Source organism: Caballeronia sp. 11_S32 (assembly GCF_056930355.1).
The window spans coordinates 1,608,140-1,622,806 of record NZ_JBXOWH010000001.1; the positions used below are offsets into that span (position 1 = coordinate 1,608,140).

General features: G+C 65.0%; 10 protein-coding genes. 5 read left to right on the forward strand and 5 right to left on the reverse strand.

Annotated features, from left to right (window positions below):
• The first annotated feature begins 51 nt into the window (after positions 1 to 51).
• On the forward strand, positions 52 to 1,917 hold the full coding sequence (locus tag AC1Z32_RS07380; protein WP_483478027.1) for a ShlB/FhaC/HecB family hemolysin secretion/activation protein: 1,866 nt from the start codon (positions 52 to 54) through the stop codon (positions 1,915 to 1,917).
• Positions 1,918 to 1,957: 40 nt separating this feature from the next.
• Here the strand turns inward: AC1Z32_RS07380 and AC1Z32_RS07385 are convergent, their stop codons facing one another.
• The 5 genes from AC1Z32_RS07385 to AC1Z32_RS07405 form a co-directional block, all read right to left on the reverse strand.
• Positions 1,958 to 4,318 (reverse strand): two-partner secretion domain-containing protein, encoded by a 2,361-nt coding sequence (locus AC1Z32_RS07385; RefSeq protein ID WP_483478028.1) that lies wholly within the window; start codon positions 4,316 to 4,318, stop codon positions 1,958 to 1,960.
• Positions 4,319 to 4,598: 280 nt separating this feature from the next.
• Complete coding sequence (locus tag AC1Z32_RS07390; protein ID WP_483478029.1) at positions 4,599 to 4,967, reverse strand: hypothetical protein; 369 nt, start codon at positions 4,965 to 4,967, stop codon at positions 4,599 to 4,601.
• 147 nt (positions 4,968 to 5,114) lie between these two features.
• On the reverse strand, positions 5,115 to 6,398 hold the full coding sequence (locus AC1Z32_RS07395) for an ATP-binding protein (RefSeq protein ID WP_483478030.1): 1,284 nt from the start codon (positions 6,396 to 6,398) through the stop codon (positions 5,115 to 5,117).
• On the reverse strand, positions 6,395 to 7,057 hold the full coding sequence (locus AC1Z32_RS07400; protein WP_483478031.1) for a response regulator transcription factor: 663 nt from the start codon (positions 7,055 to 7,057) through the stop codon (positions 6,395 to 6,397). The genes AC1Z32_RS07395 and AC1Z32_RS07400 overlap by 4 nt, the downstream gene beginning before the upstream one ends.
• A gap of 223 nt (positions 7,058 to 7,280) precedes the next feature.
• Positions 7,281 to 8,426, reverse strand: coding sequence for a porin (locus tag AC1Z32_RS07405; RefSeq protein ID WP_483478032.1), 1,146 nt, complete (start codon positions 8,424 to 8,426; stop codon positions 7,281 to 7,283).
• A gap of 266 nt (positions 8,427 to 8,692) precedes the next feature.
• Here AC1Z32_RS07405 and aldA point away from each other — a divergent pair, with 266 nt between their 5' ends.
• From aldA to AC1Z32_RS07425, 4 genes are all read left to right on the forward strand, one after another.
• On the forward strand, positions 8,693 to 10,117 hold the full coding sequence (gene aldA / locus AC1Z32_RS07410; RefSeq protein ID WP_483478033.1) for an aldehyde dehydrogenase: 1,425 nt from the start codon (positions 8,693 to 8,695) through the stop codon (positions 10,115 to 10,117).
• A 115-nt stretch (positions 10,118 to 10,232) separates the two neighbouring features.
• Positions 10,233 to 11,534: an MFS transporter gene (locus AC1Z32_RS07415; protein ID WP_483478034.1), complete on the forward strand. Its 1,302-nt coding sequence runs from the start codon at positions 10,233 to 10,235 to the stop codon at positions 11,532 to 11,534.
• A complete protein-coding gene (locus tag AC1Z32_RS07420) occupies positions 11,531 to 12,748 on the forward strand; it encodes a mandelate racemase/muconate lactonizing enzyme family protein (protein WP_483478035.1) in 1,218 nt (405 codons plus the stop codon). The genes AC1Z32_RS07415 and AC1Z32_RS07420 overlap by 4 nt, the downstream gene beginning before the upstream one ends.
• 18 nt (positions 12,749 to 12,766) lie before the next feature.
• Positions 12,767 to 14,425: a GMC family oxidoreductase gene (locus AC1Z32_RS07425; protein WP_483478225.1), complete on the forward strand. Its 1,659-nt coding sequence runs from the start codon at positions 12,767 to 12,769 to the stop codon at positions 14,423 to 14,425.
• The last annotated feature ends 242 nt before the right edge of the window (positions 14,426 to 14,667 follow it).

Consider the following 14,667-nt stretch of genomic DNA (forward strand, 5'->3'; position numbering starts at 1 on the left):
GCAAAGAAGCAGCCAGCGCACATGTTTCGTGCGCGAAGCGCCGTGGACGTGATGGCTGCACGAAACGTTCCGCGCCATCGTTCGATCGCGCATCACTGCTGCGCGCCGCCCGCTGATACCATTCGAAGCCCCACGAGAGACGCCGGAGGAGACGTGCATCGGATCGCCGCGACGGCCTTATCGGTTGCGATCGTCTGCATCGTGCATGCGCGCGATGCCGCTGCGCAGTCCTATCGCGATGTCGCGCCGCTCGCGCCGCCTGCCGCCGAACGGCCGCGCGCGTTGCCGTCGCCGCCGGAACCCGGCGATGGTTCGCAGGACATCGCGATTCGGGACCTGCGCGGCATCGCGTTCGTGCGCGCCGATGCCGATGCTCGTGCGCCTGCCGCGGTCACGCAATCAGGTGCAGGCGGCGCGATCACGTCGACGGACGTTCCCCTCCTCACGCCCGACTTTCTCGATGCCTTCGCGGCCGATCTCAAGAAGCCGCTGACCTTCGCGCGTCTGGCCGACATTCGCCGCGCGGTCGTGCAGCGCTATCGCGCCGCGGGCCAGCCGCTCGTCGATGTGTACGTGCCCGAGCAGGACGTGAGCAATGGTGTCGTGAAGATCGCGATTGCGGCGTTTCGCGCGGGGCATGTGATACCGAAAGGCAATCGCTATTTCTCCGATGCGCTGCTCGTGCGCGAGATGCCGCTTGCGAGCGGCGAGCCGATCCGCGAAGCCGATGTCGCTTCGGGGCTCGCGCTGCTCAACGCGAATCCGTACCGTCGTGTCGATGTGATCTACGCGCCCGGCACCGCGCTCAACACGACCGATGTCGTGCTGCAAACCGAAGACCGTCTGCCGTTTCGCATCTACGGCGGCTATAACAACGACGGCGTGCGCGATCTCGGCCGCGACCGCATTCTCGCGGGATTCGATTACGGCAACCTGTTCGGCATCGATGCGCGCATCGGCTACCAGATGACCGCGAGTAACGATCTGCTGAGCGGCAATCCGGATATCGAAGGGCGGCCCGATCGCCCGCGTTACATCGCGCATGCGTTCAATGTGATCGCGCCGCTGCCATGGCTGGACCGCGTCGAGCTGTTCGGCGTATTCGCCGAGAGCACGCCGCGTTTGCCCGACAGCTACGGGCAGACCGGCCTGAGTTCGCAGCTCAGCTTTCGATATGACTGGCGCCTGCCGCCGCTCGACAACGCGGGCGCCTGGCAACAGCAGGTTCAGTTGGGCTACGACTTCAAGCGCTCGAACAACGACCTCGAATTCGGCGGCTTTCAGGTGTTCAATGCGAACACGCATATCCATCAGTTTGTCATCGCCTACGATCTCTCGAATAGCGACGCCACGGGCGACACGCACCTGAATGCATCGCTCTTTGCGAGTCCCGGCTACTTCGACAGCAACAGCAACGACGAAGCCTACGATGCCGCGCGGCTCGGCGCGAAGCCGCGTTATCAATATCTGCAACTGTCCGCGCAGCGCGACCTGCCGCTCGGCAAGTCGGGATTTTCGGCGTCGGCGCGCGGGCTCGTTCAATGGACCGGCAGCACGCTTTTGCCGAGCGAAGAACTCGGCCTCGGCGGAGACGCCACCGTGCGCGGCTATGAGCCTTATGCGGCTCAGGGCGATCGCGGATGGAACCTGCAAACGGAGCTGCGCGCCCCGGCGATGTCGTGGGGCATCGCGGCGATGCAGCCGTTCGTGTTCTTCGACGCGGGGCACGTGTGGAATCGCATCCCCGAAGCGGGCGAGGTCAACGATGCGTCTCTGGCGAGCGTCGGAGCAGGGGTTCGCATGCAGATCGGGCGCTTCGTGAGCTTTCGGGGAACGTATGGGTTTCCATTGAAATCGGTGGTGCCGAATGGATCGAAGGCGCCGGTGGGCGAGCTATTTCTCGTGATCGGAAGTTAGCGCATCGGACGGCGCGACCGGGCCGTCCGATGCGCGCGCTTCAAGGCTGCGCCTGCTGCCACTGCAGCACGGGATGCGTCGCCCCGGTGGGCATCGCCCAGACGCCGCCCGCCGGAATATTCCAGTCGAGGAAGTTGGACGCGTTGCTCATCTGCGCCGTGGTGAGGCCGTTCGAATCGGGCGGTACGGTGCCCGAGTTCGATCCGGCGGCCTTCGTTCGGATCGTCGTGTCCTTGTTCCAGTAGACGTTGTTATGGATCGCGCCCTGGTTGTAGCCCGCGATGCCGCCTTCCGGATCGCCCGGAGGCCCGCCGCCGCCGACTTGTCCCACCGCGAACGATTCGTTGATCACGCCCGTGGCGCCGTTGACGTACACGAGCCCGCCGCCGCCGAATCCGCCGACGCCGCCGGTCGCATAAGACTGCGTGATCAGTCCGTTGTTGTACGCGGCGAGACCGCCGGTCGAGCCATGATTGCCGCCGCGGGTGAAGCCGGTCGCATACGACTGCGCGATCGTGCCGTTGTTCACGCCCACGAGCCCGCCCGCCGGGATCTGATAGCCGACATCCGCGGTGCTCGACGAACGCTCGATGATCCCGTTGTTCACACCGACGACCCCGCCCGCACCGAAGCCGCCGAAGCCGTTTTGCCCGACAGTGCCCGTCGTGTTGACGTAGGTGACGAGGCCGTTGTTCTGCCCCGCGAGCAGGCCGAGCGCGCCTGACGTGTAACCGCCCGTGGTGCTGTTGGTGAGATTCAGATTGCGCACGACCCCGCTCGCGCCGATCACGCCGAACATGCCGGCGTACTGGTTTTCGAAATCCGACTCCGTCCGAAGCTTGTCGATCGTGTGGCCGAAGCCGTCGAACTGGCCGGTGAAGGGCGCGGTCGTCGTCAGGCCGATCGGCGTGAAGGAGTTCGGATAGAGCGTGCCGCTCGCGTCGATATTCTTGCCGAGCGCATAGTTGCCCGCGAGATCTTGCGATACCTTTTGCAGATCCGCGAGATCGTTGACGAGCTTGTACGCGGTCGCCTGCGTACGGAGCCCGCTGAACGGCGCGGCGGTCCAGCCGCTGTTGGTGAGCACGGTGCCGGGCGCGTAGCTGCCGTTCATGTCATAGAGCGCGCTGACGATGCCGCCGCTTTTCGACCAGTCGATCGTGCCGCCGTTCGTCACGCTGCCGCCGTTGCCGATGCCGTTCGCATCCGCGCGCAGCGTGAGATTGCCGTTGCCCGTGTTGCCGATAGCCGCGCCCGTGCCGATCGTCACGCTGTGCGCCGCGCCGAGCGTGAGCGATGCATTGCCGTTCCACCGCACATTGCCGACCACGGCGAGATCGCCGCCGCTGGCTTCGGCATCGACGGACGTGCCGTTGCCCAGGCTGCGCGCGAGCGCGTCCGCGTTCGCCTGATCCACGGTGAAGGTCGGCGCGCCGAGCTTCCACGTGCGCGCCTGCACGTTGGCGCCCGCGATTTCGAGCGTGTTGGCGCGCGCTTCGACCGTGCCGCCGCTGCCGTCCGCGTTTGCCGCGGCGATGTTGCCGTTCGCGTGCACCGTGCCCTTGTCGGCGACGAGCCATACGTGGCCGTCGCGCGTCGCGGTGCCGGTTGCGCGGATCGCGGCGCTGTTGCCCGCGAGCGCATAGACGTTGCCATCGGCGGCCTGCAGGCTGGCCTGCGCGGCCTGGATCGCGCCGGCGTTGATCGCCGTGCCGCCGCTGCCCGCCTGCACGAAGACCTGTTGTGCGCCGGACGCGTCCTGCAACAGCACCTGGCTGCCCGTCGCGAGCTCGGCCGTGCCTTGCGGCGCGCTGATGCTGCCGAAATTTGCCGTGAGCGTGCGCGACACGAGGAACACATCGCCGCCGGACGATCCGATCTTGCCGAGATTGATGACGACGCCATTGCCGCCGCCCGAGAGCGTGAGCGGGCCGCCCTGCATGAACGCGTCGTTGCCGATGTCCAAGGCCGATGCGACGAAGCGCCCGCCCGTCGCGACGACCCCGCCCGGACCGACCAGCACGCCCTGCGGATTGACGAGATATACGCTGCCCGTGGCGTTGAGCTGGCCGAGGATCACGGACGGATCGCCGCCCGTCACGCGATTGAGCGTCGCGCCGCTGCCGTTGTTGAATGTCACCCGCCGCCCGCCGCCGATGGAAAAGCTGTTCCAGTCGATCACGCCGCGCGATGACGTCTGATCGATCGTCAGCGACTGACCGCCGCCGCTGATCGCGCCGCTGCCTTTGACGAACTGGCCGCCGCTCGGCAAGGGCGGCGCTGCACCGGCGGGGTTCGCGCACGCGAGTCCCGCGACGAGCGGCACGAGCATCGCGAGCGGCCGCAGGCGCGCGCGGCCAAGTCGGGCTTGGGAAAGAAGCGGACGATTGCTGCGCTGCATATCACCCTCCGTTCAGTGTCGATTGTTTTCATCGTTTTGGCCGCTGACGGTGTAGCCGCTTGTCGCCCGGTGATCCGCAACACGGCCGGGAGGCGCGAACATCGATGTGCAGGCAGGCGCGCCGATGGTAGCGCCGCGCCTTGTGCGCCAATGTGGGGTTCCGCACATTCTTGCGGGTCAAAAAAATGACGATACGCGAACGCGAGACGCGCCGGACCATGCGCGCGAGGCGGCACGAAAATTGAACGTCGAATTAGACTGAGGGAAGAATGAAGGCGCGTCAGGGCGACGGCTTGCGGCGGCCCGTCAACTCGGCCCGGCATTCGTGATAGATGCGCTGCACGAGCGCGCTTTCGTAGTCGAGATCCTCGCCTTCGAGAATGCGCGCGATGTCGCCGCGGGAGGCATCGGCGTCGAGCATGGTCGAGAAGCGCGCGGCCAGCGCCTGCGCCGCGACCGAAAGCCTCGCGGTCTCTATCCAGTCCGCCGCGCGATGATGCCGCTCGAGCCAGCGATGCGCCGCGCGCACCTGAAACGAGGTATCGGGCCAGGCGCCTTCGATGTAGTACGCGCCGAGAAATCCGCACGTGAGCCAGCACAGCAGATGCACCCGGTCATCGGGTCCGAGGGGATAGCGCACTTGGCTCATGATGGCGGCATCCAGATGACCCTTCGGAATGACGCATCGACGATAGCACGGCGCGCCCATGCCCGGCATGCGGCGCGCGTATGTCCGGATGCGGCCCGCATGCTCACGTAAGCAGCTAACTTAGGCCGCGAGCGACGCGCCGCGGCATCAGATCGTGACGGTCACGACGAGGCCGCGCGGCACGGCATCCGCGAGTTCGATCTGCGCGCCCATGCGCGCCGCGATCGTGCCGACGATCGACAGCCCGAGGCCCGAACCGTCCGCGTCGCTGCCGAGCACGCGATAGAACGGATCGAACACGCGCGGGCGTTCCTCGGGCGCGATGCCGGGACCGCTGTCCTCCACGCGAATCCACGGCCGCGCGTTCGAGATGCCCGTCGCGAGATCCACGCGGCCGCCCGCTGGCGTATAGCGGATCGCGTTCTCGACGAGATTCTTCACCATGATCGTGAGATCGGCCTGCGGCGCGTGGACGAAAACATCGTCGACGCTCGACACGCCGATATCGATCTGCTTCGCCTCCGCGAGCGGCATCAGGTCTTCCAGCACGTTGCGAAAGGCTTCCTGCACGCGCAGGCGCGTGGCGTCGGCGTCGGTGCGTTGCTGAAGGCGTGCGAGCGTCAACAGTTGATGCAGCAGCGAGCGCGTGCGCGCGAGACCGCGCCTGAGCGCGTCGAGCCGCTCGCGCGCCGAATCGGGCAATTCGGATGCGCTCAGGCGCTCGGCCTGCAGCGACAGCGCGGTCAGCGGCGAGCGCAGTTCGTGCGCGGCATCGGCGACAAAGCGGCGCTGCAGCGCCACCGACGCCTCCACGCGCGCGAGCAGCCGGTTGATCGCGACGACAAAGGGCGCGATCTCGCTCGGCAGCGCGTCGCCGGACAGCGCGGAGAGATCGTGCTCGGGCCGCGTGTCGAGGCTGGCGGAGAGCGCGGCGAGCGGGCGGAACATGCGCCGCACGATCAGATGCAGCGCCGCCAGCAGCACGAGCGCGAGCGCGGCGAAGGGCATCACGGTGGCGAGCGCGCTGTTGCGGGCGATTTCATCGCGGCCCTTCGTCTTCTGACCGATGACGACGCGCGTGCCGTCTTCGAGCGTCTTGATGGCGAGACGCCACGGCGTGCCATCGACGAGCGCGTTCTGCAAGCCGTCGGGCAAATCCGGCGCGACCGAGAGCGGCGCGCGCTCGCCGAGCGTCTGGATGACGAGCTTCGCTTCCGGCTCCGCGCCCGCGACCCTGGGGAGCGCTTCGCGCTCCATCACCGGGAGGGTGCGCGGCGTGACGAGCGCGGCGATCTGCTTCAGCTGGCCGTCCTGCAACTCGTTGGCCTCATGAAGCGCCGTCTTGAACGCGATGACGCCGCCCGCTGCCGCGATTGCGACGATGAGCGCCGACAGCCAGGCCGACAGCCTGAACTGAAGCGAGCGCCTCATGACTGCTTCGAGACCATCCAGCCGACGCCGCGCACGTTCTTGATCGCGGTGGCGCCGAGCTTCTTGCGCAGCGAGTGAATCAGGAATTCCACGGCGTTGCTTTCCACTTCCTCGTTCCAGCCGTAGATGCGGTCTTCGAGCTCCGCGCGCGAGAGGATTGCGCCGGGACGGAGCATGAGCGCCTGCAGGAGCGCGAATTCGCGGCTGGAAAGGCGCGTGGCGGTATCGCCGGACGTGGCTTCGCGTGTTGCCGGATCGAGCGTGAGCACGCCGTTCGTCATGATCGGCGCGGCCTGTCCGCCACGGCGGCGGATCACGGCGCGCATGCGCGCTCGCAGCTCGGCGATATCGAAGGGCTTGATGAGGTAATCGTCGGCGCCTTCATCGAGGCCGCGTATGCGGTCTTCGACGGAATCGCGCGCCGTGATGATGATGATCGGCACGTGATCCGCCCCGCGGCGCACGGCGCGCAGAACGTCGAGGCCATCGGCGCCGGGCAGGCCGAGGTCGAGCAGGATCGCGTCGTACACGTGTGTCGCGAAGCTCGTGAGCGCGAGCTTGCCGTCGCGCACCCAATCGACGGCGTAGCTGCTTTCGCGCAATTCGTCCTGAACGGCTTCGCCGATCATGTGGTCGTCTTCGACGAGCAATACCCTCATGGCGTGTCTCCGTGCGGTCATGGAGTTGGACCACGCGAAGCGGTGCGGGGTAGCGAGAGATTCATCTTGCGGCGCATTCGCGTTCACGAAAGCCGCAAGGTTAGTGGAGGAAAGCTTAGGAGACACTTAGGGATTAGGCGGGATTCGGCGGGATTCGTTGGGTTCGGCGCCGTCCGCGCACGCGCGGGCGCGGACGGCGCATTTCGATTCGTACTACGCCACGTCAGAACGCGTGCCGCAACGCCACGCGCGCGACGAACTGCTCCGAATTCGACGACAAGCCCTGCGTGCCCGGAATGAACGCCTGATCCATCACCGAATCGGTCGATTTGCCCGCGATCTTCTGATACGCGCCCTGCACGTACACATCCGTGCGCTTCGACAGGAAGTAATCGGCCATCAGACCGGCCGAGTGGATGCGCGGCTTCACGGTGCCCGCCGTCGAATCGTACGTCTCGATCGAGTACACGTATTGCGCGCCGACGAAGAACGCCGGCGTGAACTGATACTTCCCGTTCACTTCGAAGTTCTGATACCTGAGGTTCTTCAGGGCATTGCCGTCAGATGCGAGCGGCAAGCCGATATACCCGTTCGTCACCGGATCGCGATAGCTCGAGTTCGTGTACGCAAAGCCCGCCGTTGCGTTGCCGAACGTGTAATTGATGCCCGCGCCGAAGATCTGCATGCGCGATGCGATGAAGCTCGCATCGTTGGTCGCGATCGCGCCGTTCGTGCTCAGACCCGTGCCGTCCGCGCGCAGGTAAGCCGCGCCGAACAGCAGGCCGCCGTTCGCATACGATGCCCCGACGCTGTACTGCCGGTTGTTCGCGAAGTTCGTGTCGTTGCTGAAGCTGTACGTGCCGCCGAACTGCAAGCCGCCGATCGACGGGCTCGTGTACTTCACCGTGTTGTTCACGCGAAACGAGTTGTCGGTGTTGTCGTTGTCGAACGGATGCGCGAAGAGATAGCCCGCCCAGTTGCCGTTGGCTGTCGTCGGCGCGAGATAGTCGACGACGGAATCGTACTGACGGCCGAGCTTGACCGAGCCGAAACGCTGATTGCTCACGCCGACATAAGCCTGCCGGCCGAACATGCGGCCGCCTTGCCCGGCCGCGCCGTTGCTGATGTTCACGCCGCTTTCCAGCTGGAATACGGCCTTCGTTCCGCCGCCCAGATCCTCGACGCCGCGCATGCCCCAGCGGCTGCCCGCCGCGTAGCCGCTCGTGAGTTCATAGACATGCTGCCCGCCGACATTGCTCGTGTAGTCGAACCCTTCGTCGAGGATGCCGTACAAGGTGACGCTGCTTTGCGCATGAGCGGTGGAGGCGATGCACGCGAGCGCGGCCAGCGAAATTGCTTTGATTCTCATGAAAGTCTCAAGTTTTTTACTTTTTCGTGAAGAAGTCCCAACCATCGAAAAGGCGGAACCACGAGCGACGGATTGTGCGCGACGGAAGAGGGACTGCAAAAGGATTTAGTCGAACAGCAATCGTGAGTTTTTCGAATGTTCTTCCAGAAAATTCTTCGCTTGTCGTTGCAGCGCGAGGCACGGAAAAATGAGCCGCAAATGCGTTGGAATGCCGCAGGCGTGGCCCGCGGTGACACGGCGCACAGCAACCAAGGAAATCGCCAGACATGAAGCTAGAACGGAATTTCGTGAACGGACGTTTCATCGAGTCCATGAGCGATGACGTCACCGCCGTCCTGAATCCCGCGACCGAAGAGGTGCTGGGCCACGTTCAGAGCGCATCGCGCGAAGAGGCGCTCAGGGCCGTCGAGCAGGCCGCGCAGGCGCAACGCCTGTGGCGCCTGATGCCCGCCGCCGAGCGCGCCGCCGACATGCAGCGCCTCGCGGACGCGATCGTCGAAGCCTCCGCCGATATCGGCGCGGCGCTCGCGATGGAGTCCGGCAAGAGCCTGACCGATGCGACCAACGAAGCCGTCTACGCCGCGCAGATCACGCGCTATCACGCGGAGTGGGCGCGCCGCATCGAAGGCGAAGTCATTCCGAGCGATACGCCGAACGAGAACCTCGTGCTGCATCGCGAGCCGATCGGCGTGGTCGCGTGCCTGATTCCGTTCAACTTCCCGATCTACACGCTGATGCGCAAGATCGCGCCCGCGCTGATCGCTGGCAATACGGTCGTCGTGCGTCCGAGCAACAACACGCCGCTGTCGGCGTTCGAGCTCGCGCGGGCCGTCGAGCGCGCGGCGCTGCCGGCGGGCGTCGTCAATATTCTTGCGATGGATCACGCGACGGCCGAAGCCGTCTGCACGCATCCGAAGGTCGGCATGATCACGCTGACGGGCAGCGTCAACGCGGGCCGCAAGGTGCTCGAATACTGCAAGGCGAACATCGCGAAGCCTTCGCTGGAGCTTGGCGGCAAGACGCCCGCGATCGTCGAGCCGGATGCCGATCTGCCGAAGGCCGCGCGCGAACTCGTCGCGTCGAAGCTCACGCACAGCGGCCAGCTTTGCACGGCCATCGAGCGCGTCTATGTGCACGAAAGCATCCACGATGAATTCGTCGGCCTGCTGCGCGAGCAGATGAACGCGAAGCATATCGGCGATCGCTACGAGGACGCGAACTACATGGGCCCGCTCGTGAACAAGGCGTCGCGCGACGGCGTTCACGCGATGGTGGTCCGCGCGGTCGAAGCAGGCGCGAAGCTGGAAACCGGCGGCGCGGTGCCGAGCCGCAAAGGCTTCTTCTATCCGCCGACGCTGCTTTCGAACTGCCGCCAGGACATGGAGATCGTTCAGGAAGAGACCTTCGGCCCCGTGCTCGCGGTGCTGAAGTACAGCGCGATCGACGAAGCGCTCGCGATGGCGAACGATCACCAGTTCGGTCTTTCGTCGGTGCTCTATACGGAGAACTATCGCACGGCGATGAAGATCGCCAACGCGATCGAAGCCGGCGAGCTTTACATCAACCGCACGCCGGCCGATCCGTACCAGGGCTTTCACTCGGGCTGGAAGCGCTCCGGCATCGGCGGCGACGACGGCAAGCACGGCATGCTCGAGTTCACGCAGACGCGTCTCGTCGTCATGAAGTACTGATCCTCGCGGCCGCCGCCGGCCGCATTCGTTTTCTTATCTTCAACAAAAACATATTGAAGGCCCGGCCGCGCGGCTTCCACACGCCGCGCGCCGCCGCCTTCCAAGGAGCACGTCTGTGTCATCGAATCCCGTTCAATCCGGCCAGAGCGTGGCCGCGCCGCGCGAAGCCACGCGCGCGAACCGTTATCTGCAGCTTGCGCTGCTCGTGATCGCGGCCGGCGCAATCTACCCGATTCTGTATCTGCGGCAGGTTTATCAGCCGACGATGCTCGAAGTCTTCCATATCACCGAAGCCCAACTCGGCTATCTGTACTCCGCACTCGGCACGATCTTCCTCGTCTGCTATCTGCCGAGCGGCTGGCTCGCAGACCGTGTCGCACCGCGCGTGCTCATCTGCTTCTCGCTGATCGCGACGGGCGCGCTCGGGCTGTGGTACTCGACAGCGCCGTCGTTCGCCTCGCTGATCATGATCTTCGGCTGCTGGGGCCTGACGACGGGCCTCACGTTCTGGGCCGCTATCATCAAGCGCGTGTCGCTGATCGCGGGCGCCGACGAGCAAGGCCGCTTCTTCGGCTTTCTCGACGGCGGCCGCGGGCTGATCGAAGCGCTGCTCGCGACCATCGCGATCACGCTGTTCGCATGGATCACGCAGACGCGCGGCGAATCGACGGCGGCGGGCTTTCGCCTCGTCGTCTATATGTACGCATTCCTGTGCATCGGGCTCGGCGTAGTGCTCGGCCTCGTGCGCGATCCTGAAGGCGCGCAGCCCGCGCAAGCCACGCGCGAAAAGCGCAACGTGTTCCGCGACCTCGGCGTGCTGCTGAAGAACCCGCAACTGTTGCTGCTTTCGGCGATCGTGTTCTGCGGCTATCAGGTGTTCTGGGCCACGTACAGCTTCTCCGCGTATCTGCATGAGAAGGAGATCGGCTTGTCGGTGGTCGCGGCGGGCTTCATCACCACGGCCAAGCTGTGGATGCGCCCGATCGGCGGCATCGGCGGCGGCTTTCTCGGCGATCGCTTCTCGAAGACATCCGTGCTCGTGTTCGCGCTGTTCGCGGCCGCCGCGGCGCTGCTCGTGTTGATGGCCGCGCCTTCGATAGGCAGCCACGCGCTCATCGCGGTTGTCGTGCTCTTCATCGGCGTGATGACATACGCGATTCGCGGCCTCTACTGGTCGCTGCTCGACCAATGCAAGGTGCCCGCGGAAACGATGGGCCTCGCCATCGGCCTCGTCTCGGTGATCGGCTATTCCCCCGATGCGGTGCTGCCGCTCATCAATGGCTATCTCACGCAGAACTATCCCGGCGCGCACGGCTATCAGCTCTACTTCGGCTATATCGCGTGCATGTCGACGCTGGGCGGCGTGGCCGGGCTCGTCTTCAAACATCGACTCAACAAACTGGGAGCGCAACAATGAAGATCGCCGCGCTGGAAACGTATGTCGTCGCGGTGCCGCCACCGCATATCGGCGGCATGTACTGGATTTTCGTGAAGCTGCGCACGGCGTGCGGCATCGAGGGCGTCGGCGAGATTTACTCCGCGACGTTCCATCCGAAAGCGATGACGCCGATCATCGAAGACGTATTCGAGCGCTATCTGCTCGGTCACGATCCGCATCATGTCGAGCGCTTCTATCGCGAGGCGTATTCGAGCGGCTTCACGCAGCGCCCCGATCTCACGATGATGGGCGTCGTGAGCGGCCTCGAAATGGCGTGCTGGGACATCATCGGCAAGGCGGCGGGCAAACCGGTCTATGAGCTGCTCGGCGGGCGCGTGCACGAGCGCCTGCGTTCGTACACGTATCTCTATCCGAAGAACGCGCGCGGCGAATACGACTACGACGACCCCGACCTCGCCGCCGAATGCGCCGCGCACAACGTCGCGCTGGGCTTTACCGCGGTGAAGTTCGACCCGGCCGGCCCGTACACCGCGTACTCCGGACATCAGATTTCGCTCGAAGTGATGGACCGCTGCGAGACCTTCTGCCGCAAGGTGCGCGAGGCGGTCGGCAGCAAGGCCGATCTGCTGTTCGGCACGCATGGCCAGATGGTGCCGTCCTCGGCGATCCGTCTCGCGCAGCGCCTCGAAAAGTTCGATCCGCTGTGGTTCGAGGAGCCTGTGCCGCCGGGGCAGGAAGGCGCGATGGCGCAAGTCGCGGAAAAGACCAGCATTCCGATCGCGGCGGGCGAGCGTCTCACGACCAAGTACGAATTCTTCAAGCTGCTCGAAGCGCGTGCGGCGTCGATTCTGCAGTTCAACGTCGGGCGCGTGGGCGGTCTGCTCGAAGCGAAGAAGATCGCGAGTCTCGCCGAGGTGTATTACGCGCAGATCGCGCCGCATCTCTACAACGGCCCGGTGGGCGCGGCGGCGAGCATTCAGATCGCCGCCTGCTCGCCGAATTTCCTGATTCAGGAAAGCATCGGCACATGGGACGGCTTCCACGCGGATGTGCTCAAGACGAAGATCCGCTGGGAAGACGGCTACATCATTCCGTCGACGGAGCCGGGTCTCGGCGTCGAACTGAACATGGACGTCGTGCGCGCGCATACGCCGTACACCGGCGAGCGCCTGCATCTGCAGATGGCCGCGAAGGCCGCCGACGTGAAGGATCTCGCGCCCGCGAAGGGCTGAAGGCAAAGCATGAAGAGCATGGATTTCGATTACATCATCGTCGGCGCGGGATCGGCGGGCTGCATTCTCGCCAATCGGCTCACCGAGTCCGGCGAGCATTCGGTGCTGCTGCTCGAAGCGGGCGGCGCGGACGATTCGTTCTGGTTCAGGATTCCGGTCGGGTTCACGAAGACCTATTACAACCCGGAATTCAACTGGATGTACTACAGCGAGCCGGAAGCGCAACTGAAGGACCGCTCGCTGTATTGCCCGCGCGGCAAGGTGCAGGGCGGCTCGGGCTCGATCAACGCGATGATCTACGTGCGCGGCCAGCCGCACGATTTCGACGACTGGGCGCGCGCGGGCAATGCGGGCTGGGGTTATCGCGATGTGCTGCCGTACTTCCGCCGCCTGGAATCGCATTGGGCGGGCGACACGGAATATCACGGCGCGCACGGCAAAATCAGCATTTCGTCGATGAAGGAAGGCGCGCACCCGATCTGCGGCACGTTCCTTCAAGGCGCGCGGCAGGCGGGTTACCCCGTGACCGGCGACATCAACGGCGCGGATTACGAAGGCGCGACCATCTACGACATCAACGCGCGCCATGGCGAGCGCTCGTCGAGCAGCTTCGAGTATCTGCATCCGGTGCTCGGACGCAAGAATCTGCGCGTGGAGCGTAATGTCAGCGTGAGCCGCGTGCTGTTCGAGGGCAAGCGCGCGACGGGCGTGGCGGCATCGCGCAACGGCGAGTCATTCCAGTTCCGCGCGAAGCGTGAAGTGATCCTGTCGGCGGGCGCGGTGGATTCGCCCAAGCTGATGCAGCTCTCCGGTCTCGGCGAGGCATCGCTGCTCGCGAGGCACGGCATTCCGGTCGTGCACGATCTGCCCGCGGTCGGCAAGAACCTGCAGGATCACCTGTGCGTGAGCTTCTACTATCGCGCGACGGTCAAGACGCTGAACGACGAGCTCGGTTCGCTCTTCGGCAAGGTCAAGGCCGCGATGCGGTATCTGACGTCGCGCAAGGGTCCGCTTTCGATGAGCGTCAACCAGTCGGGCGGCTTCTTCAAGGGCGATGACGACGAGACGCAGCCGAACCTCCAGCTGTATTTCAATCCGCTCTCGTATCGCATTCCGAAGAGCAGCAAGGCGCAGCTCGAACCCGAGCCGTATTCGGGCTTCCTGCTGTGCTTCAACCCGTGCCGGCCGACGAGCCGCGGCTCGATCGAGATCGCGTCGAGTCGGGTGGAGGATGCCGCGAAGATCCGCATCAACGCACTGACGACGCCGAAGGACATCCGCGAAGCCGTGCAGGGCAGCAAGCTCGTGCGCAAGATCATGAGTTCGGCCGCGTTGCGCGCGATCACGGGGGAGGAAATCTCGCCGGGACCGGACGTGAAGAGCGACGCCGACATGCTGGAATACTTCCGCGAGCAGTCGGGCTCGATCTACCATCTGTGCGGTTCCTGCGCGATGGGACCCGACGCGGGCACCGCGGTCGTCGACGAGCGGTTGCGCGTGCATGGCATCGAGGGCTTGCGTATCGTGGATGCGTCGATTTTCCCGAACATCACGTCGGGCAACCTCAATGCGCCCACCATGATGGTCGCGGAGAAAGGCGCCGACATGATCCTCGACGACGCCCGCGTGACCGTCACGCAGGTTCCGGTACCGGCGGAGCCCGCGGCGATCGTCTGATCCGCGCGGAGCGTGAGAGCGTGGTGTCGAGAGACATTAGTTGCGGATAAATTGAGACATTAAATGCAGATACACGCTATCGTGGCTTTCCTGGCGCGGCAGAGCCGTGCCAACCACCGCGGGCGCAATTTCAATAAGTTTTACGGTTCAGTTTGCTGTCAAGTTTCGTCGCAGTTGCTCAATAGTTGGGGATAAAGAGCGCTAATGTATCCCGCGGCCGCGGCGTCCGCGGTGGTTATTGG

Coding starts and splice junctions, on each gene's coding strand:
- AC1Z32_RS07380 (WP_483478027.1), top strand. CDS start 52: ATGGCTGCACGAAACGTTCCGCGCCATCGTTCGATCGCGCATCACTGC.
- AC1Z32_RS07405 (WP_483478032.1), bottom strand. CDS start 8,426: ATGAGAATCAAAGCAATTTCGCTGGCCGCGCTCGCGTGCATCGCCTCC.
- AC1Z32_RS07420 (WP_483478035.1), top strand. CDS start 11,531: ATGAAGATCGCCGCGCTGGAAACGTATGTCGTCGCGGTGCCGCCACCG.
- AC1Z32_RS07390 (WP_483478029.1), bottom strand. CDS start 4,967: ATGAGCCAAGTGCGCTATCCCCTCGGACCCGATGACCGGGTGCATCTG.
- AC1Z32_RS07400 (WP_483478031.1), bottom strand. CDS start 7,057: ATGAGGGTATTGCTCGTCGAAGACGACCACATGATCGGCGAAGCCGTT.
- AC1Z32_RS07395 (WP_483478030.1), bottom strand. CDS start 6,398: ATGAGGCGCTCGCTTCAGTTCAGGCTGTCGGCCTGGCTGTCGGCGCTC.
- AC1Z32_RS07385 (WP_483478028.1), bottom strand. CDS start 4,318: ATGCAGCGCAGCAATCGTCCGCTTCTTTCCCAAGCCCGACTTGGCCGC.
- aldA (WP_483478033.1), top strand. CDS start 8,693: ATGAAGCTAGAACGGAATTTCGTGAACGGACGTTTCATCGAGTCCATG.
- AC1Z32_RS07425 (WP_483478225.1), top strand. CDS start 12,767: ATGGATTTCGATTACATCATCGTCGGCGCGGGATCGGCGGGCTGCATT.